The following is an 18,108-nucleotide window of genomic DNA, read 5'->3' on the forward strand; positions in this document are numbered from 1 at the left end:
TGAGATGAAGCATGCGCTACGTGTTCCGCCCCAGCGTCCTGAGCACGCTCATCACCACGATGAAGGCGATCGAGGTCCGCACGGAGACCGGCGCCCTCGTCGGGGTGATCAGCCGAGGCACGATCACCGGAGCCGAGACGGCAGGGACGTTCTGTTTCGAGTCGGAGGGTGCGACGCCGACGACAGTGGGGATCGGCAGCTTCAGCCGGTCCTGGCTCAAGCGGCTCGTACGTCCTGACTACCTGGTGCGCCGAGACGATCGCGAGGACCGGCTGAGCGACCGGCTCGGCGAGAACCTGCTCTACTTCGCGGTGGACGGAAGGATCGACGGCCACGACTACCTCGCCCGACAGGACTGGGACGACTCGGTCGAGGTCAAGGTCGATGGCGCCCTCGCCGCACGCTGGAACATCGACGACCTGAGCGGGACGGTCACGATCGACGCAGATCCGGAGGGCATGATCGCAGACCCGGCCTCCACGCTCTTCGCCGTGACCGTGCTCCTGCCCTTCATGCAGATGATCCACTCCGATGAGTCGGAACTGATCGAGTCAATTCTCGACTGAGATCGACGCTCGGTTGAGTCGGTCCTCGGCTGAGTCGGTCCTCGGCTGAATCGGTCCTCGGCCGCGATCGGTCCTCGACTGAGCTCCATCCTCGGCTGAGGTCGGCCTTCGACTGAGGTCGAGCCTCGACTGAGTCAGTCCTCGACTAAATCAGTCCTCGGCCGCGATCGGTCCTCGACTGAGCTCCATCCTCGGCTGAGGTCGGCCTTCGACTGAGGTCGAGCCTCGACTGAGCTCCATCATCGACTGAATCGACCCTCGACTGAGGTCGAGCCTCGGCTGAGTCGGTCGGATGACCTCTGCGTTCCGGAACTGCTCACTGGACCGCAGAGGTCAACCGGTTCGAGCGCCCCTTCAACAGGGGACGAACCGCATCGGGCCGACGCGGCTGCTCTCAGGCCTGCTGGTTCGCCGCCGCGTAGTCGGGCAGCTCCTGCAGGGTCCACGTGTTGCCGTCGGGGTCGTCGAACCAGACGAAGCGACCCCACCCGAGGTCTTCGACGCCGCGCGTCGTGACGCCGACCGCTTCGAGCTGCGCCTTCGCCTCGTCGGCGTTCGGAACGACCACCTGGATCGTCTTCTGCTGCCCCGGCTCGAGCGGGATGTCGAGACCGGTGCCGAAAGCGATCGAACAGGCCGACCCCGGAGGGGTCATCTGCACGAACCGAAGCCCCTCATAGGGCACCTGATCGTGGTCGGGATTGAAGCCGATCTTCGTGTAGAAGTCCTTCGCGCGGTCGACATCGGTCACCGGCACGAAGATGAGCTCGATCTTCCAGGTCATCGCACACACCCTCCATCGCGGGCATCTCCCGCCTGCGACCAAGGTACGCGGGGCCTCCGACATAGCGACACCCCCTTCCGCGCGCCTCCACTGACCGTGCATCCGACGCCGCATCGCCCCTCCGGCGCCTTCTCAGCCCTCGACAGCTCACCCTCTCAGGCTGCGGCCCAAGACCTTCTGACCGCATCCCCTCAGCCCCTCAGTCCCTCAGCGCCCCGGTCGCAGGCCGCGCCCGCCCCGAGATCCTGACGCCGCCCCCGAATCCGGACACACCCGCCGACAGCATCCGTATCTCGGTCGATCCTCCGGACTTCAGCCACCCGCGCCCTCCACCACCGCACAGCTTCTCCGCCATGCCCCGCTCACACCCCTCCCCGCTCAGACCTCAAGCCGCGCCCGCCCCGAGATCCGGACGCCGCCCCGAGATCCGGACACACCAACCGACAGCATCCGTAACTCGGTCGATCCTCCGGACTTCAGCCACCCGAGCCACACACCGCTGCAACACAGCCCCCTCCACCCCCACACCCCGACTCCGCCGCGAGCCGCTCAAGCCCCGAACTCCAGTCCCAGGCGCCCCGAGATCCGGACGCCGCCCCCAGATCCGGACACACCAGCCGACAGCATCCGGATATCGGTCGATCCTCCGGACTTCAGCCGCCAAGGCGAACGACCCACCGGACGTCGACCGATCGGGCAAAAACTTCAGCCCCGGCCGGCTCCCTGCCCCGAGAACCGGACGACGCCCCGAGATCCGCACAACTGACCTGCATCCATCCGGGTCTCGGTCGATCCTCCGGATCTCAGCCGTCCGACGCGGGCCGGACCCGCCCCTGCCCCACCCGACACGAACGACCCACCCGATGCGGGCTCAGAGCCATCCCTTGTCGAGAGCGATCCGCACGGCCTGCGCTCTGTTCGCCGCCCCGGTCTTGCCGATCGCCGCGGAGAGGTGGTTGCGCACGGTCCCCGCCGAGAGGAAGACCTCCGCGGCGATCGCGGCGGCCGATCTGCCGTCTGCGGCGAGACGCAGCACCTGCCGCTCCCGCTCGCTGAGCGGGTTCGCCCCGTCGAACAGGCTCTCCTCGGCGAGGGCCGGGTCGAGCACGCGCATGCCCGCGTGCACGCGGCGCACAGCATCCGCCAGCTTCTCCGCCGGGCTGTCCTTGACGATGAAGCCGCTGGCACCCGCGTCCAGAGCCGAGCGCAGGTACCCGGGCCTGGCGAAGGTCGTGACGATGAGCACGCGGGTGCCGGTGTGCGCCGCGCGCAGCAGCCGGGTGGTCTCGATGCCGTCCATGCCCGGCATCTGGATGTCCATGAGGCACACGTCCGGCGCGGTCTCGGCCGCCAGGCGGACCGCGGTCGCTCCGTCGGCGGCGAGCCCGACGACCTCCAGATCGGGCTCCAGGTCGAGCAGGGCGCCGAGCGCTCCTCGTACGAGCGCCTGATCGTCGGCGATCAGCAGTCGGATGCTGTCGGTCACCAGGTCACCTCCACGCTCGTGCCGCCCGACTCCCCCGGGCCGAACGCGAACGAGGCCCCGGCCGCTGCCGCCCGCTCCCGCATGCCGCGGACGCCGTTGCCCTCGCGCGCTCCAGGGCCGGCGCCGTCGTCGACGATCCGTAGCCGCCCCGGCGCGATCTGCACGTCGACACGGGTGGCGTCGGCATGCCGCAGCGTGTTCGTCGTCGCCTCCCGGAGTATCCATGCCGCGGTCAGCGCCTGCGCGGCGGAGAGCGAGTTCGGCGTCCCGTCGACGGCGAGCACGACGTCGGCCGACCGCAGCGCGTCGCGGCTGGATGCCAGCTGCTCGGTCAGCGTCGTCGCGCGCGCTCCGGAGACCGTGGCACGCACCCCGGCGATCGCCTCCGCGGTGAGCGCCTCGATGTCGGCGAGCTCGGCCTTCGCCCGCTCGGGGTCGGTGTCGATCAGACGCCTGACCAGCTGGGCCTTCAGCCCGACGACGGTGAGCGAGTGCCCGATCAGGTCGTGCACGTCGCGGGCGACCGCTTCCCGCCCCTCGCTCGTGGCGAGCTCGAGCCCCAGCCTCTCCGCCTCGTTCGAGCGCAGGATCAGCCAGGTAGACACGGTGTTCACGACCCCCAGCAGCACGATGATCGCGAGCACCGTGAGGAAGTCCAGCCCGCCGGGCAGGAGGAACACGCACAGGGCGGTGATCGTGACGGACGCCGCGAACGTGATCCAGTGCCAGACGCGGGTGAGCCCGTACGAGGCGAAGGACATGATGAACGGGAGGAAGCTGAGCGCCGATCCGCCCTCCGCGGGGATCGACACCAGGGCGCAGACGATCAGGAGCCCGAAGGTGACCCACTGCCGCGGAGCGACCGGGCGCCCCAGGCCGCCCCCGCCGCGCATGCCGTACATGAAGCCGACGACGTACAGCACGATGAAGGCGACCAGGGCGGCCCAGCCGACCACCACCCAGGCGATCGGCGCCTCGGAGCGGAGCAGCGAGAGGACGGGGTAGATCAGGAAGATGAGCCAGACGACGGCCATCAGCCAGCCGAATCGCGCCCAGGGATCCGCCGGATGCGCGGACCCCGCCCCTGAGCCGGATGCCGCCCATGCCGCGGGCGGAGCACCTGCTGCGGCGAGCGCCGCCGCGTCGTCTCGCTGATCGGTCATGGAACCAACCTACTGACGTGCGCGGGAGCGCTTGGCTCCCGCCATCACCAGCGCCGCGAAGAGCACGACCCACACCGCGACGTTGAGGAGCAGCATCCAGAGCTCATCGGTCTGCCCCGTGGTGAGCCGTCCTTCGGTCAGCGGCCACCTGCTCAGGGCCACGAAGCCGTAGAGCGGGGTGAACCGGGCGATGTCGAGCATGACCCCGTCGAGGGGCATGAACACGTTGCCGAAGAAGGCGAAGAACGTCATCGAGATCGATGCCAGCGCGGTCGCGGAGTCGCCGTTGAAGAACAGGCCGACGCCGAGACCCCAGAGCCCGTAGATCAATCCGAGTCCGAGGACGATCCCGACGGTCGCGAGCCACCGCCACGCGCCGTCGGCCTCGGCCCCGGTGAGCATCCCCGCCACGAACACCCCGAGCACCGACAGCGCCGCGTAGGAGAAGGCCGTGAGCACCTTGGTGAGCGCGTAGCCGGTGGTCGTCAGCGGCGACATCGCCAGCTGGCGGCCCCATCCCTGCTTCGACTCCGTGGCGGCGAGGGAGGTCAGCGAGCTCATGGCGACGGCGGTGCCGTACGCGGCCATCGACGTCATGACGTAGAACGAGACGTTGCCGTGCCCTGCGGAGAGCGTGCCGTAGCTCATGCTCGCGCCGAAGAGCAGGTACATCGCGATCGGCATGGCCAGGGTGAAGGCGAGCGTGTAGGGGTTGCGCAGCTGGCGGACGGCCTCGATGCGCAGCATGGTGGGTGAGAGAAGCATCGGTCAGTCCTCCGTGAGGGCGGTGAAGGCGGTTTCGAGGGTGGGCGCGGCGATCTCCAGATCCCGGGCCCCGGCGTCGAGCAGGGTGCGCGCGGCCGCGTCGGAGTCGGCGGCCTTGAGGCTGAGGCGATCGGCGTCGACGCGGATGCCGACCACGCCCGCGATCGCGGCGAGCCGCTCGACGATCGACATCGACGACCCGGCCGGCAGCGTCGCCGACACGGTGCGCTCGCCCAGGCTCGCCCTGAGCCGCGCGGTGGGGGCGTCTGCGACGATCGTCCCCCGGTGCATGACGACGGTGCGACGGGCGAACTGCTCGGCCTCTTCGAGGTAGTGCGTCGCGAAGATGATCGTGCGGCCGGCGTCGGCGTCGGCGCGCATGACGTCCCAGAAGTGACGCCGGGCCGTGACGTCCATGCCAGCGGTGGGCTCGTCCAGCACGAGGATGTCGGGATCGGGCACCATCGCGAGGGCGAACTTGACGCGCTGCTGCTCACCGCCGGAGCACTTCGAGACCTTGCGCTTCGCGAGCGCGACCAGATCGGCGCGGCGCATCACCTCGGGCACCCGATCGAGCGCCTGGCGCCCGTGGAGCGAGGCGATGAGCTCCACCGTCTCGAGCACCGTGAGGTCGCCGAGCAGCCCGCCGGTCTGCAGCACGGCCGCGATCGCCCCGGACTTCGCCGCGGCATCCGGATGCCCGCCGAGCACCGACACCGTGCCGGAGCTCGGTTCGGTGAGCCCCAGCAGCATGTCGAGGGTCGTCGTCTTGCCCGCCCCGTTCGGCCCGAGAAGGGCTGTGACCTCGCCCCGTTCGATGCGCAGGCTCACTCCGTCGACGGCCTGCACGCGCCGGTCGCCGACGCCGAAGTGGCGGCGGACGTCGGTCAGCTCGATCACCGCGGATGCGGCACCTGATGTGTTCATGCCTCCAGCATCGCGACGCGCAGCCTGCTGCGCCGTCGTCCGCTGTCACGCGTTCGACGTGACACGTGTCATGCCGGACGCCCCTGGGGCCGGTTCAGGACGCAGGCAGGAACGCGCCCTCCAGGAACGACTCCAGTTCGGCCACGGCATCCAGCGGCAGGATCGCGGCGACGTACTGGTCCGGGCGGACCACGACGACGACGCCGTCTCGCGAGAGCTCACGTGCCTCGAAGATGTCGGCATCCGTCCAATGCGAGGGGCCGGCGGCGTACACCTTCTCCCAGTCCGTGAGCCCGAGCGGGCCGGTCTTCGGCTGGAACAGCTCGGGAGCCGACGTCACCTCGACGTCCTCGTACGACTGCTGGTAGACGGCCTTCGCGTCGAAGACGGCGTCGACGTCGGCATCCGACGGGGTGAACCGGGCGAGCACGGGCGTGGCCTGCGCGGCCCACGACTCCAGCGCGGTCCCGTCGCGGTCGCCGAACGCGTAGACGCGCCAGCGTCCGTCCGCCTTGGCATGGTGGCCGAGGTGGATGGCGTTGCCGTCGCCGACCCGGACGACCTCGGCGGACTTGAACCGCTTGCCCAGCGGGAACCCGGCGGCGAGCGACTGGTGCGCGTCGGAGCCCGTGATCATGGACGCGGTGTACTGCGTCATGAAGCCGGAGGGGAACTCGGCCGTTCCGAGGTAGAAGGTGGCGAGCTCGTTCGGGTCGGAGATCTCCTCGGGCTTGCGGGCCATGAGCGAGGACCATTCGCGGTCGAAGTCGATCAGCTGCTGCGCCACGGGGCGGCGCTCGGATCCGTATGTCGACAGCAGCGCCTCCGGGCTACGTCCGGTGAGCACGGCGCCGAGCTTCCAGCCGAGGTTGAAGCCGTCCTGCATCGACACGTTCATGCCCTGCCCTGCCTTCGCGCTGTGCGTGTGGCAGGCGTCTCCGGTGAGGAAGACCCGCGGCGTGCGCTCCACGCCGGGGTCGACGTCGTCGAAGCCGTCGGTGACCCGATGGCCGACCTCGTACACGCTGTGCCAGGCGACCTGCTTCACGTCGATGGAGTACGGATGCAGGATCGCGTTGGCCTTGCGGATGATCTCCTCGACCGGGGTCTGACGCACGCGATGGTCGTCGTCGTCGGCGACCTCGCCGAGGTCGATGTACATGCGGCTGAGGTACCCGCCCTCTCGCGGGATGTGCAGGATGTTCCCCGCCTCGGAGTTGATGGCGCATTTGGTGCGCCAGTCGGGGAAGTCGGTGTTCACGAGCACGTCCATGACACCCCAGGCGTGGGCGGCCATCGCGCCGACGTGAGTGCGTCCGATCGCTCCGCGCACGCCGCTGCGGGCGCCGTCGCAGCCGACGACGTACTTCGCGCGGACCGTGCGCTCCTCCCCCTCGCGGGGGCCTGCGACGTAGCGGATGCGCACCTCGACGGGGAGCTCGCCGTCGTCGTGGACGGTGAGGCCCGTGAACTCGACGCCGTAGTCCGGCACGATCCGCCCCGGGCCGTCTGCGGCGGCCTCGGCGAAGTAGTCGAGCACGCGCGCCTGGTTCACGATCAGGTGCGGGAACTCGCAGATGTCGTAGGCGTAGTCGGCCGTGCGCGCCGTGCGGACGATCTCGTCGCGCTTCTCGGGGTTCGGACCCCAGAAGTTCATCCAGCCGATGTTGTAGGCCTCGGCGATGATCCGCTCGGCGAACCCGAACGCCTGGAAGGTCTCGACGCTGCGCGGCTGGATGCCGTCGGCCTGGCCGAGCACGAGGCGTCCGTCGCGCTTCTCGATGATGCGGGTGACGATGCCCGGGTACTGCGACATCTGCGCCGACAGGAGCATTCCGGCGGGGCCGGAGCCGACGATGAGCACGTCGATCTCGTCCGGCAGGTCTGCGGGTCGGTCGGCGACTCCCGCCGGGAGCACGCGCGGGTCACCGGAGACGTAACCGTGGTGGTGGAACTGCATCGTCGTCGATCCTTCCGGACTTCTCTGTCGGGTCTTGCGGCGCGAACCAGAGTGTTCTATATTCGAACACACTGTTCTACTATTGAACACAGCTTAGACGCGCCCCTCTCCGACCGCAAGGGAGCACCATGGCCGACACCGCACCGGCGTCGCAGACCCTCAGCCGTGGCATCCGCATCCTCGAGGTGCTCGCCGACGCCCGCGGCCCGCTGTCGATCGACGAGATCGCCGCCGCCATCGGCGTGCACCGCTCCATCGCCTACCGACTGCTGCGCACCCTCGAAGACCACCGGCTCGTCGGGCGCGACGCCGCAGGAGCCGTCTCGCTGGGCGCGCGCATGGCGGCCCTCGCGGCCGGAGTCGCACAGGACCTGCAGGCCGAGGCCCTCCCCGAGCTCACCGACATCGCGAACGAACTGGGGATGACGGCTTTCCTCGCGGTACTCGACGGCGAGGACTGCATCACGCTCGCGAGCATCGAGCCCCGTCACGCGGTCGCCAGCGTGGCGCAGCGACCGGGTGCACGGCACCCCGTCACCGTCGGAGCGCCGGGCAAGGCGATCCTGATGCAGCTCTCCCCCGCCGAATGGCCGGCGGATGCCGCGGCGGCGCTGCGCGCGGAGGTCGATGCCTCCCGCGCGCACGGCTACACGACGAGCCACGACGAAGTGATCCCGACCGTGCAGTCCGTGGCGGTGCCCCTCGCGCTCCGGGGCCAGCGCCCTGCGGCGATCGCGGTCGTGCACGTGGTGACGTCGGTCGAGGATGCGGCGATCGCCGAGCGCCTGGAGCGCTCGGCATCCGCGATCCGCGAGGCGCTCGAGGGCTGACGCGGCTCACGCGTTTCGTCTCGTCGCTGCGCTTCCTCGCTCGACGACCGGGACCTTCGCCGGTCGTCGAGCCAGCGCGACGACCCCCACCCCACCGGTCGTTGAGCGAGCGCAGCGAGCGGTGCACTGAGCGAGCGCAGCGAGTCGAAGAGAAGAAACGCCCCAACCGACGCCGATCGACGGCTGAAGCGTGTCGACTCGTCGCTGCGCTCCTCGCTCAGCGACCGGCGATCAGGCCTTCGCGAGACCGTGGATCGGGCTGACGGACTGCTCGGCCTCGTGATCCGGCCCGAGGGGGATGCCGGAGCGGTCGCGCAGCAGCAGCGTCGCCACGAGCCCCAGAACGGTCATGCCGGCGAGGTACCAGGTGACGGCCTGCGTCGAGCCCGTGGCCTGCACGATCGCCGTCGCGATGGTGGGGGCGAAGGCCCCGCCGGCGATCGCGCCGATCGCGTAGGAGATCGAGACGCCGGAGAAGCGGATGCTCGCCGGGAACAGCTCCGTGTACAGCGCGGCCTGGGGGCCGTAGGTGAACCCGAGGCCGATCGTCAGGATCGCGAGACCGGCGAAGAGCAGGCCGATCTGCCCCGTGTTGACGAGCGGGAACAGCGTGAAGACACCCGCGAGCTGCAGCACCCAGCCGATGATGTAGGTGCTGCGGCGTCCGATGCGGTCGGAGACCCAGCCGGCCAGCAGCGTGGTGAGCAGCCAGGTCACGGCGGAACCGGCGACGGCCCACAGCACCGGCCCGCGCTCGAGGCCGATCGGACCCTCCGGGTTCGTCGCGTAGCCCTGGATGTAGCCGCCGGTCGTCATGTAGCCGACGGCGTTGTTGCCGGCGAACACCAGCGCGGCGATGATCACGAGCAGCAGGTGCTTGCGGAACAGCTGCACGATCGGCATCTTCGCCTTCTCCTTGCGCTCGGCGAGTTCGGTGAACACCGGGCTCTCCTCGACCTTGCGGCGCACGTAGTAGCCGACGAGGATCAGCACGACGCTGAGCAGGAACGGGATGCGCCAGCCCCACGCGGCGAACTGGTCTCCGGGGGCGATCGCGGTCATGAGCGCCATCACGCCCGAGGCGAGGAGCAGCCCGAGCGGGACGCCGATCTGCGGCGAGGCGCCGAAGATGCCGCGCTTCTGCCGCGGCGCGTGCTCGACGGCCATCAGCACGGCGCCGCCCCATTCGCCGCCGGCGGAGATGCCCTGGATGATGCGCAGGAACACGAGGAGGATCGGAGCCGCGAGGCCGATGGACTGGTAGGTGGGCAGCACGCCGATGAGGGCGGTCGCCGCGCCCATGAGGATCAGCGTCCACATGAGGACGGCCTTGCGGCCGAGCTTGTCGCCGAAGTGCCCGGCGAGGAAGGCGCCGAGCGGACGGAAGAGGAAGCTGACGCCCACGGTGGCGAAGCCGATCAGCGCGCTGTTCGCACCGAGCGGCTCGAAGAACAAGTGGCCGAACACGAGACCGACGGCCGTGGCGTAGATGAAGAAGTCGTACCACTCGACGGTGGTGCCGACGACCGTCGCGAAGATGACGCGCCGTCGATCGGCCTGCGAGGCGATGGTTCCGGTGGGCGTGAACCCGCCCTGTGATTGCCCGCTCATGGGGCCTCCTTTGCTGGTGACTGCACTGTCACGGCGCACATCCGAGGGGGAAACGAGTGCTTGCCGAGGGGTGAACCGATGATATATGATTTCAGATACGACGCACAAGGCGTCGTCGAAAGCGCGAGGAGGCGCATCCGTGACGGCATCCATCCCCCGCCCCGGCAAGATCATCGCGATCCACCTGAGCTATGCCTCTCGCGCCGATCAGCGCGGCAGGCGCCCCGCCTTCCCCTCCTACTTCTTCAAGCCGACCAGCTCCGTCGCCGCATCCGGCGGCACCGTCGAGCGGCCGGCCGGCACCGAGCTGCTCGCCTTCGAGGGCGAGATCGCCCTCGTGATCGGCACGGCGGCGCGCCGCGTCTCCCTCGCAGACGCCTGGTCGCACGTGGGATGGGTCACGGCCTCGAACGATCTCGGCCTCTACGACCTGCGCGCGAACGACAAGGGCTCGAACGTCCGCTCCAAGGGCGGAGACGGGTACACCCCGCTCGGCCCCGAGTACATCGACGCCTCCGCCGTCGACCCCGCAGCCCTCCGCGTGCGCGCCTGGGTCAACGGCGAGCTCCGGCAGGACGACACGACGGCCGGCCTCATCTTCCCGCTCGCGCAGCTCGTCGCCGACCTCTCGCAGCACTTCACGCTCGAGCCCGGCGACGTCATCCTCACCGGCACGCCGGCCGGATCCAGCGTGATCGTCCCCGGCGACGTCGTCGAGGTCGAGGTGGACGCCCCGACCGCGCACGGCGCCCCCTCCTCCGGTGCGCTCGTGACCACCGTGACGCAGGGCGACGTCCCGTTCGACGCCGAGATCGGCTCACTCCCCGCGGTCGACGACCTGCAGCGCACCGAGGCCTGGGGCTCACGTGAGGCAGCCGGCCTGCCCCCGGTCGCCGAGGAGTCGCAGAACGCCGCGTTGATCCCCTCGGATGCCGCACCTTCCGGCTCCTCGGCATCCGGTGCCGGGCTCTCCCCCGAGCTGCGCGCCAAGCTCCTCGAGGCGCCGACCGCCGGACTCTCGGCGCAGCTGCGCAAGCGCGGCCACCACTCCTGCTTCGTCGACGGCGTCGCAGCGAACATCGCCGGCACGAAGATCGTCGGCACGGCGAAGACGCTGCGCTTCGTGCCGTTCCGCGAAGACCTCTTCAAGACCCACGGCGGTGGCTACAACGCGCAGAAGCGCGCGTTCGATGCCGTGAACGAGGGCGAGATCATCGTGATCGAGGCCCGCAGCGACGCCACGACGGGCACTCTCGGCGACATCCTCGCCCTCCGCGCCCGCGCCCGCGGAGCCGCAGGGGTCGTCACCGACGGCGGGGTGCGCGACTTCGACGCCGTCGCCGAGATCGGCCTTCCCGTGTTCTCGCAGGGCGCCCACCCGTCCGTCCTCGGACGCAAGCACGTGCCGTGGGACGTCGACGTCACGATCTCCTGCGGAGGCGCGACCGTGCAGCCCGGCGACATCATCGTCGGCGACGGCGACGGCGTGATCGTCATCCCCCCGTCGCTCGTCGAGGAGGTCGTCGACGACGCTCTCGCTCAGGAGATCGAGGACGCCTGGATCGCCGAGCAGGTCGCCGCAGGGCACCCCGTCGACGGGCTGTTCCCGCTGAACGCCGAGTGGCGCGCGAAGTACGAGGCTGCGACGAGCCGCGCATGACCACCGTCGAGAACTCCAGCAAGTCGGAGCGCGCCTACGACTGGATCCGCTCGCGCATCTCGGCGCACGCCTTCGGGCCCGGGTACCGTCTCGTGCTCGGCTCGATCGCCGACGAGCTCGACATGAGCGTCGTACCCGTGCGCGAGGCGATCCGCCGCCTCGAGGCCGAGGGGCTCGTGACGTTCGAGCGCAACGTCGGCGCGCGCGTCACGCTCGTCGACGAGAGCGAGTACGCGCACACCATGCAGACGCTCGGACTCGTCGAGGGCGCCGCGACGGCGCTCTCCGCCCCGCTCCTCGACGAGCAGGCGCTCGCGGAGGCCGCGGAGGTGAACGAGCGGATGCACCGACTGCTCGACCACTTCGACGCCCACGCCTTCACCGAGCTGAACCGCCAGTTCCACTCCGTGCTGTTCGAGCCGTGCCCCAACCCGCATCTGCTCGACCTCGTCCACCGCGGATGGGCCCGGCTCTCCGGCATCCGCGATTCCACGTTCGCGTACGTGCCCGGCCGCGCCCAGCACTCCGTCGACGAGCACACGCAGATCCTCGAGCTGATCCGCGAGGGCGCAGAGCCCCTCGAGATCGAGCTCGCCGCCCGCAACCACCGTTGGCGCACGAGGGACGCGTTCCTCGATGCGCTGCACACCCGTTCCACCCACACCCCTGGAGAAGGCTCATGACCGATTCCCGCATCCCCGCCGACCTGCCGGACCACATCCAGCACTACATCGACGGCGCCTTCGTCGACTCGATCGACGGCGACACCTTCGACGTGCTCGACCCGGTGACCAACCAGACCTACACCACCGCCGCCGCGGGCAAGAAGGCCGACATCGAGCTCGCCGTCGCCGCCGCGAAGCGCGCCTTCGACGAGGGCCCCTGGCCCCGGATGCTGCCGCGGGAGCGCTCGCGCGTGCTGCACCGCATCGCCGACATCGTCGAGTCGCGCGACGCGCGCCTCGCGGAGCTGGAGTCCTACGACTCGGGTCTGCCGATCACCCAGGCCCTCGGCCAGGCGCGTCGCGCCGCCGAGAACTTCCGCTTCTTCGCCGACCTGATCGTCGCGCAGTCGGACGACGCCTTCAAGGTGCCCGGCAAGCAGATGAACTACGTCAACCGCAAGCCGATCGGCGTCGCGGGCCTCATCACGCCGTGGAACACGCCGTTCATGCTCGAGTCGTGGAAGCTCGGACCCGCGCTCGCGACCGGCAACACGGTGGTGCTCAAGCCCGCCGAGTTCACGCCGCTGTCGGCATCCCTCTGGGCGGGCATCTTCGAGGAGGCGGGGTTGCCGAAGGGCGTCTTCAACCTCGTCAACGGTCTCGGCGAGGATGCAGGCGACGCCCTCGTGAAGCACCCCGACGTGCCGCTCATCTCGTTCACGGGCGAGAGCTCGACCGGACAGCTGATCTTCGGCAACGCCGCTCCCTTCCTCAAGGGCCTGTCGATGGAGCTCGGCGGCAAGTCGCCCGCCGTGGTGTTCGCCGACGCCGACCTGGAGGCCGCGGTCGACGCCACGATCTTCGGCGTCTTCTCCCTCAACGGCGAGCGCTGCACCGCCGGTTCCCGCATCCTCGTCGAACGCTCCATCTACGAGGAGTTCGTCGAGCGCTACGCGGCGCAGGCGCAGCGGGTCAAGGTCGGCTACCCGCACGACCCCACGACCGAGGTCGGCGCGCTCGTGCACCCCGAGCACTACGAGAAGGTCATGAGCTACGTCGAGATCGGCAAGACCGAGGGACGCCTGGTCGCCGGCGGCGGCCGCCCCGAGGGCTTCGACGAGGGCAACTTCGTCGCCCCGACCGTGTTCGCCGACGTCTCCCCCGACGCGCGCATCTTCCAGGAGGAGATCTTCGGCCCCGTGGTCGCGATCACGCCGTTCGACTCCGACGAGGAGGCGCTGTCGCTCGCGAACAACACGAAGTACGGCCTCGCCGCCTACATCTGGACCAACGACCTCAAGCGCGCGCACAACTTCGCGCAGTCCGTCGAGGCCGGGATGGTGTGGCTCAACTCGAACAACGTGCGCGACCTCCGCACCCCGTTCGGCGGAGTGAAGGCGTCCGGCCTCGGCCACGAGGGCGGCTACCGCTCGATCGACTTCTACACCGACCAGCAGAGCGTGCACATCACGCTCGCGGAGAAGTCCCACAACCCCACCTTCGGCAAGAACTGACCTCACCTCTCCCGTTTCGTCTCGTCGCTGCGCTCCTCGCTCAACGACCGGTCCTGAGATCCGGTCGTTGAGCGAGCGAAGCGAGACGAAACGAACGCACGACACGAAAGCAAGGACGCTGACATGACCAACCGCGACGACATGACGCTGACCTCGTCTGGCTTCTACGTGAGCCAGGAGGCGCCGATCCATCCCGCCGACCCCACCCCCACGCCGACGAGCACGCCCCCGGACGTGCTGCGCTGCGCTTACATGGAGCTCGTGGTCACCGACCTCGCGGCATCCCGCCAGTTCTACGTCGACATCCTCGGCCTCTACGTGACGAGCGAGGACGACGAGGCGATCTACCTCCGCTCCACCGAGGAGTTCATCCACCACAACCTCGTGCTGCGCAAGGGCCCGATCGCCGCGGTCGCCGCCTTCTCGTACCGGGTCCGCTCGGCCGAGGACCTCGACCGCGCCGTCGAGTTCTACACGGAGCTCGGCTGCGACGTCCGCCGCAACCCCGACGGCTTCGTCAAGGGCATCGGCGACTCCGTCCGCGTGGTCGACCCTCTCGGCTTCCCGTACGAGTTCTTCTTCCAGACCGAGCACGTCGAGCGGATGTCGTGGCGCTACGACCTGCACATCCCCGGCGAGCTCGTGCGCCTCGACCACTTCAACCAGGTCACCCCCGATGTGCCGCGCGCGGTGAAGTTCATGCAGGACCTCGGCTTCCGCGTCACGGAGGACATCCAGGACGAGGAGGGCACCGTCTACGCCGCGTGGATGCGCCGCAAGCCGACCGTGCACGACACCGCCATGACCGGCGGCGACGGGCCCCGCATGCACCACGTGTGCTTCGCGACGCACGAGAAGCACAACATCCTCGCGATCTGCGACAAGCTCGGCGCCCTCCGCCGCTCGGACGCGATCGAGCGCGGACCCGGCCGTCACGGCGTGAGCAACGCGTTCTACCTGTACCTGCGCGACCCCGACGGGCACCGCGTCGAGGTGTACACGCAGGACTACTACACGGGCGACCCCGACAACCCCGTCATCACGTGGGACGTGCACGACAACCAGCGCCGCGACTGGTGGGGCAACCCGGTCGTGCCGAGCTGGTACACGGATGCGAGCCTCGTGCTCGACCTCGACGGCAACCCGCAGCCGGTGGTCGCGCGCACCGACAGCTCCGAGATGGCCGTGACGATCGGCGCCGACGGGTTCAGCTACACCCGCCCGGACGACGAGGACGCGATGCCGGAGTGGAAGCAGGGCGAGTACAAGCTGGGGCACCAGCTCTAGTCGCAGGTGGCGGCCTACGGGATGTTCTCTCCGGCCGCATCGTGCGGCGCATCAGCCGCAGCCTGTGTCGGTGAGAAGAAGAGAGAAGGAACGGATGCTGTCAGCAGAGGACATCGCGACGATCGCGGCTGAGCTCGCCGAGGCCGATCGCACGCACGGGGTGATCCCGCGCATCACCGCGCGCTATCCCGCCGCGACGGTCGAGGACTCGTACGCGATCCAGGGCGTGTGGCGCGACTCGCAGATCGCCGCCGGCCGCCGGCTGGTCGGTCGCAAGATCGGCCTGACGTCGAAGGCGATGCAGCAGGCGACGGGCATCACCGAGCCCGACTACGGAGTGATGTTCGACGACACCGTGTACGAGTCCGGGGCCGACATCCCCACGGAGCACTTCTCCAACGTGCGCATCGAGGTCGAGCTCGCGTTCGTGCTGAAGCATCCGCTCGAAGGCCCGGACTGCACGCTGGAGGACGCCCTCGCCGCGATCGACTACGCCGTTCCCGCTCTCGAGGTGCTGAACTCGCACATCGAGCTGGAGGGGCGCACGATCGTCGACACGATCAGCGACAACGCCGCGTACGGGGCGATGGTCCTCGGCGACGTGCGCAAGCGCCCCGATGAGATCGATCTGCGCTGGGTCCCGGGGCTCCTCTTCAAGAACGGCGAGATCGAGGAGACCGGCGTCGCCGCCGGCGTGCTGAACCACCCCGCCACCGGCGTCGCCTGGTTGGCGAACAAGTTCCACCAGCACGGCGCGCGTCTCGAGCCGGGGGAGATCATCCTGGCAGGATCGTTCACGCGCCCGATGTGGGTGACGCGCGGCGATGAAGTGCTGTGCGACTACGGACCGATGGGAACGATCGCATGCCGATTCGTCTAGACGCCTCCTTCCACGAGCAGCTCGCGGCATCCGACCGCTCGCTGATCGGGATGTGGGCCTGCTCCGGCAGCGCGATCGTCACCGAGGTGGCTGCGGGCTCCGGCCTCGACTGGCTGCTGATCGACATGGAGCACTCCGCGAACTCGCTGGAGAGCGTGCTCCTGCAACTGCAGGTCGCCGCGGCCTACCCGATCGCCCCTGTCGTCCGCGTGCCCTCCAACGACACGGTCGCGATCAAGCAGGTCCTCGATCTCGGAGCGCAGAACATCATCGTTCCGATGGTGTCGTCCGCCGACGAGGCCCGCGCGGCCGTCGCCGCGACCCGCTACCCGCCGGAGGGCGTGCGCGGCGTCGGCAGCGCCCTCGCCCGCAGCGCCCGCTGGAACCGCGTCGACCGCTACCTGCAGGAATCCGCGGCGCACACGTCGCTGACGGTGCAGATCGAGACGGCCGCCGGAGTGGATGCCGCGGCGGAGATCGCCGCGGTCGACGGCGTCGACGCGGTCTTCGTCGGTCCGTCGGATCTGTCGGCGTCGATGGGCCTGCTCGGTCAGCAGACGCATCCCGACGTCGTCGCCGCGGTGGAACGCGTGTTCGCCGCGGTGAAGGCCGCCGGGACCGCCGTGGGCGTGAACGCCTTCGATCCGACCGCCGCCGACGGGTACATCGCCGCCGGCGCCGACTTCGTCGCGGTCGGCGCCGATGTCGCGCTGCTCGCCCGCGCCTCCGAGGGACTCGCGAGCCGTTTCATCCCCGTCTCGGACGACACGCGGCGCGCCAGCTACTGACCGTCAGAATCGGAGCGGATCCGCCAGCAGCGGAGCGAAGGCGGCCTCGGCGGCGCCGATCAGCAGACGATCGGCGCCGAGCCCTGCGGCCGTCACCTCCATCTGCTCCGCCGGCGCCTGCAGTGAGCGCGCCCGCACCTCGGCGTCGAAGCTCAGAGCGTCGCGGGCGCGCAGCATGGCGAGGAAGCCGCCCAGGACCACGATCGACGGATTCAGCACGTTGACCGCGTTCGCGAGCGCGGCCGTGAGCACGCGGCGCTGCCGGTCGATCTCGGAGATCACCTGCGGATCGCTCGTCGCCGAGAGCACCGCCGCGAGGGCGGTGTCGTCCACGGGGCCGAGCTGGGCGGCCTGCAGCAGGCGCGAGCGGTTGACCTCGTCTTCGAGGACGCCGCCGTCGGTGCGGCGGTCGTCGTCGGACAGGATGCCGGGGCGCGTCTGCCCCCACTCCCCTGCGTAACCCCCGGCGCCGCCGATGAGCCGGCCGTCCAGGATGAGCCCCCCGCCGATGCCGCTCGATCCCCCGTTGAGGTACACGACGTCCTCGTGAGCGCGCGCGGCTCCGAACAGGCGCTCGGCGCTCGCTCCGAGAGAGGCGTCGTTGCCGACGAAGACGGGGAGTCCGAGCGCCGTCGCGAGCGCATCGCCGATCGGAGCATCCCGCCACTCCAGGTGGGGGGCGAGTCGCACGATGCCGTCCTCGGCCCTGACCAGCCCCGGCACGGCGAGTCCGATGCCGACGATCCTCGCCGCCGGCCCGGACGACTCCCGCCACCGTCGCACGAAGCCCTCGACCCCCGCGGTGACGTCCTCGACGGAGGGAGGCTCGACGCATTCGACCCGTACCCGCTCGCGAACGCTGCCGCCGAGGGCGATGACGCCGATCTCGATCGCGTCGACCTCGGGGTTGACCGCGATCGCGACGACCTGCTCGCTCGGCGCGACGATCGGCGAGGGGCGCCCCACTCGGCGGGTGGAGTCGGGCTCCTGCTCCACGACGAGTCCGTGAGAGACCAGCTCGGCGACGAGGTCGGCGACCGTCGACCTGTTCAGTCCCGTGTCGGCGGTGATGACCGCGCGGGATCGCGGGCCGTCGTGGTGCACGAGCCGAAGCACCTCGCCGAGGTTCGCCCGGCGCACTCCCTCGACTCCGGATGCCCGATCCGTCATCCCCCGCCTCCTCCGCGCGTCGTGCTGCTCCTGCCACGATATCCGCCCGACG

The 18,108-nt window shown here is 69.9% G+C and carries 16 protein-coding genes; 8 read left to right on the forward strand and 8 right to left on the reverse strand.

Annotation, left to right across the window (positions count from 1 at the left end):
- Positions 1–20: 20 nt before the first annotated feature.
- Complete coding sequence (locus ACFVRO_RS15810; RefSeq protein ID WP_386953988.1) at positions 21–566, forward strand: hypothetical protein; 546 nt, start codon at positions 21–23, stop codon at positions 564–566.
- 394 nt (positions 567–960) lie between these two features.
- Here the strand turns inward: ACFVRO_RS15810 and ACFVRO_RS15815 are convergent, their stop codons facing one another.
- From ACFVRO_RS15815 to ACFVRO_RS15840, 6 genes are all read right to left on the reverse strand, one after another.
- Positions 961–1,350 carry a VOC family protein gene (locus tag ACFVRO_RS15815; RefSeq protein ID WP_223586872.1) on the reverse strand — a complete coding sequence of 130 codons (390 nt, stop codon included), beginning with the start codon at positions 1,348–1,350 and terminating at the stop codon, positions 961–963.
- 871 nt (positions 1,351–2,221) lie between these two features.
- Positions 2,222–2,836: a response regulator gene (locus tag ACFVRO_RS15820; protein WP_386953991.1), complete on the reverse strand. Its 615-nt coding sequence runs from the start codon at positions 2,834–2,836 to the stop codon at positions 2,222–2,224.
- Complete coding sequence (locus ACFVRO_RS15825) at positions 2,833–3,999, reverse strand: sensor histidine kinase (protein ID WP_386953994.1); 1,167 nt, start codon at positions 3,997–3,999, stop codon at positions 2,833–2,835. Before ACFVRO_RS15825 ends, ACFVRO_RS15820 begins: the two co-directional genes overlap by 4 nt.
- 9 nt (positions 4,000–4,008) lie before the next feature.
- Complete coding sequence (locus tag ACFVRO_RS15830; protein ID WP_105677410.1) at positions 4,009–4,764, reverse strand: ABC transporter permease; 756 nt, start codon at positions 4,762–4,764, stop codon at positions 4,009–4,011.
- A gap of 3 nt (positions 4,765–4,767) precedes the next feature.
- Positions 4,768–5,691, reverse strand: coding sequence for an ABC transporter ATP-binding protein (locus ACFVRO_RS15835; protein WP_105677411.1), 924 nt, complete (start codon positions 5,689–5,691; stop codon positions 4,768–4,770).
- 94 nt (positions 5,692–5,785) lie between these two features.
- Positions 5,786–7,651: an FAD-dependent monooxygenase gene (locus tag ACFVRO_RS15840; protein ID WP_386953997.1), complete on the reverse strand. Its 1,866-nt coding sequence runs from the start codon at positions 7,649–7,651 to the stop codon at positions 5,786–5,788.
- Positions 7,652–7,779: 128 nt separating this feature from the next.
- On the opposite strand from ACFVRO_RS15840, the gene ACFVRO_RS15845 reads away from it, so the two are divergent.
- Positions 7,780–8,481 (forward strand): IclR family transcriptional regulator, encoded by a 702-nt coding sequence (locus tag ACFVRO_RS15845; protein WP_386954000.1) that lies wholly within the window; start codon positions 7,780–7,782, stop codon positions 8,479–8,481.
- Positions 8,482–8,712: 231 nt separating this feature from the next.
- Here ACFVRO_RS15845 and ACFVRO_RS15850 read toward each other — a convergent pair whose 3' ends face one another.
- On the reverse strand, positions 8,713–10,092 hold the full coding sequence (locus ACFVRO_RS15850) for an MFS transporter (RefSeq protein ID WP_386954003.1): 1,380 nt from the start codon (positions 10,090–10,092) through the stop codon (positions 8,713–8,715).
- A gap of 85 nt (positions 10,093–10,177) precedes the next feature.
- Between ACFVRO_RS15850 and ACFVRO_RS15855 the strand changes: the two genes are divergently transcribed.
- The 6 genes from ACFVRO_RS15855 to ACFVRO_RS15880 all read left to right on the forward strand — a co-directional run bounded on the left by ACFVRO_RS15855 (position 10,178) and on the right by ACFVRO_RS15880 (position 16,886).
- Complete coding sequence (locus tag ACFVRO_RS15855; protein ID WP_386954006.1) at positions 10,178–11,752, forward strand: fumarylacetoacetate hydrolase family protein; 1,575 nt, start codon at positions 10,178–10,180, stop codon at positions 11,750–11,752.
- The gene (locus ACFVRO_RS15860) at positions 11,749–12,435 is read left to right on the forward strand and encodes a GntR family transcriptional regulator (protein ID WP_105677417.1); all 687 of its coding nucleotides are present in this window, start codon (positions 11,749–11,751) and stop codon (positions 12,433–12,435) included. The genes ACFVRO_RS15855 and ACFVRO_RS15860 overlap by 4 nt, the downstream gene beginning before the upstream one ends.
- Positions 12,432–13,931, forward strand: a complete 1,500-nt coding sequence (gene hpaE, locus ACFVRO_RS15865) for a 5-carboxymethyl-2-hydroxymuconate semialdehyde dehydrogenase (protein ID WP_105677418.1) — start codon at positions 12,432–12,434, stop codon at positions 13,929–13,931. Before ACFVRO_RS15860 ends, hpaE begins: the two co-directional genes overlap by 4 nt.
- 123 nt (positions 13,932–14,054) lie before the next feature.
- The gene (gene hpaD / locus ACFVRO_RS15870; RefSeq protein WP_223586876.1) at positions 14,055–15,218 is read left to right on the forward strand and encodes a 3,4-dihydroxyphenylacetate 2,3-dioxygenase; all 1,164 of its coding nucleotides are present in this window, start codon (positions 14,055–14,057) and stop codon (positions 15,216–15,218) included.
- 94 nt (positions 15,219–15,312) lie between these two features.
- Positions 15,313–16,098 (forward strand): fumarylacetoacetate hydrolase family protein, encoded by a 786-nt coding sequence (locus ACFVRO_RS15875; RefSeq protein ID WP_105677175.1) that lies wholly within the window; start codon positions 15,313–15,315, stop codon positions 16,096–16,098.
- Positions 16,083–16,886: an HpcH/HpaI aldolase/citrate lyase family protein gene (locus ACFVRO_RS15880; protein WP_386954009.1), complete on the forward strand. Its 804-nt coding sequence runs from the start codon at positions 16,083–16,085 to the stop codon at positions 16,884–16,886. The genes ACFVRO_RS15875 and ACFVRO_RS15880 overlap by 16 nt, the downstream gene beginning before the upstream one ends.
- A 3-nt stretch (positions 16,887–16,889) precedes the next feature.
- Here ACFVRO_RS15880 and ACFVRO_RS15885 read toward each other — a convergent pair whose 3' ends face one another.
- Positions 16,890–18,056, reverse strand: coding sequence for an ROK family protein (locus ACFVRO_RS15885; protein WP_386954011.1), 1,167 nt, complete (start codon positions 18,054–18,056; stop codon positions 16,890–16,892).
- Between the last annotated feature and the right edge of the window lie 52 nt (positions 18,057–18,108).

Source organism: Microbacterium sp. NPDC057944 (genome assembly GCF_042887445.1).
In the GTDB taxonomy this organism is placed as follows: Bacteria; Actinomycetota; Actinomycetes; order Actinomycetales; family Microbacteriaceae; genus Microbacterium; species Microbacterium natoriense.

What these genes read in the sequence shown, in the direction of transcription:
- ACFVRO_RS15815 (WP_223586872.1), bottom strand. Translation starts at nt 1,350, where the DNA reads ATGACCTGGAAGATCGAGCTCATCTTCGTGCCGGTGACCGATGTCGAC.
- ACFVRO_RS15825 (WP_386953994.1), bottom strand. Translation starts at nt 3,999, where the DNA reads ATGACCGATCAGCGAGACGACGCGGCGGCGCTCGCCGCAGCAGGTGCT.
- ACFVRO_RS15830 (WP_105677410.1), bottom strand. Translation starts at nt 4,764, where the DNA reads ATGCTTCTCTCACCCACCATGCTGCGCATCGAGGCCGTCCGCCAGCTG.
- ACFVRO_RS15835 (WP_105677411.1), bottom strand. Translation starts at nt 5,691, where the DNA reads ATGAACACATCAGGTGCCGCATCCGCGGTGATCGAGCTGACCGACGTC.
- ACFVRO_RS15840 (WP_386953997.1), bottom strand. Translation starts at nt 7,651, where the DNA reads ATGCAGTTCCACCACCACGGTTACGTCTCCGGTGACCCGCGCGTGCTC.
- ACFVRO_RS15845 (WP_386954000.1), top strand. Translation starts at nt 7,780, where the DNA reads ATGGCCGACACCGCACCGGCGTCGCAGACCCTCAGCCGTGGCATCCGC.
- ACFVRO_RS15850 (WP_386954003.1), bottom strand. Translation starts at nt 10,092, where the DNA reads ATGAGCGGGCAATCACAGGGCGGGTTCACGCCCACCGGAACCATCGCC.
- ACFVRO_RS15855 (WP_386954006.1), top strand. Translation starts at nt 10,178, where the DNA reads ATGATTTCAGATACGACGCACAAGGCGTCGTCGAAAGCGCGAGGAGGC.
- ACFVRO_RS15860 (WP_105677417.1), top strand. Translation starts at nt 11,749, where the DNA reads ATGACCACCGTCGAGAACTCCAGCAAGTCGGAGCGCGCCTACGACTGG.
- hpaE (WP_105677418.1), top strand. Translation starts at nt 12,432, where the DNA reads ATGACCGATTCCCGCATCCCCGCCGACCTGCCGGACCACATCCAGCAC.
- hpaD (WP_223586876.1), top strand. Translation starts at nt 14,055, where the DNA reads ATGACCAACCGCGACGACATGACGCTGACCTCGTCTGGCTTCTACGTG.
- ACFVRO_RS15875 (WP_105677175.1), top strand. Translation starts at nt 15,313, where the DNA reads ATGCTGTCAGCAGAGGACATCGCGACGATCGCGGCTGAGCTCGCCGAG.
- ACFVRO_RS15880 (WP_386954009.1), top strand. Translation starts at nt 16,083, where the DNA reads ATGCCGATTCGTCTAGACGCCTCCTTCCACGAGCAGCTCGCGGCATCC.
- ACFVRO_RS15885 (WP_386954011.1), bottom strand. Translation starts at nt 18,056, where the DNA reads ATGACGGATCGGGCATCCGGAGTCGAGGGAGTGCGCCGGGCGAACCTC.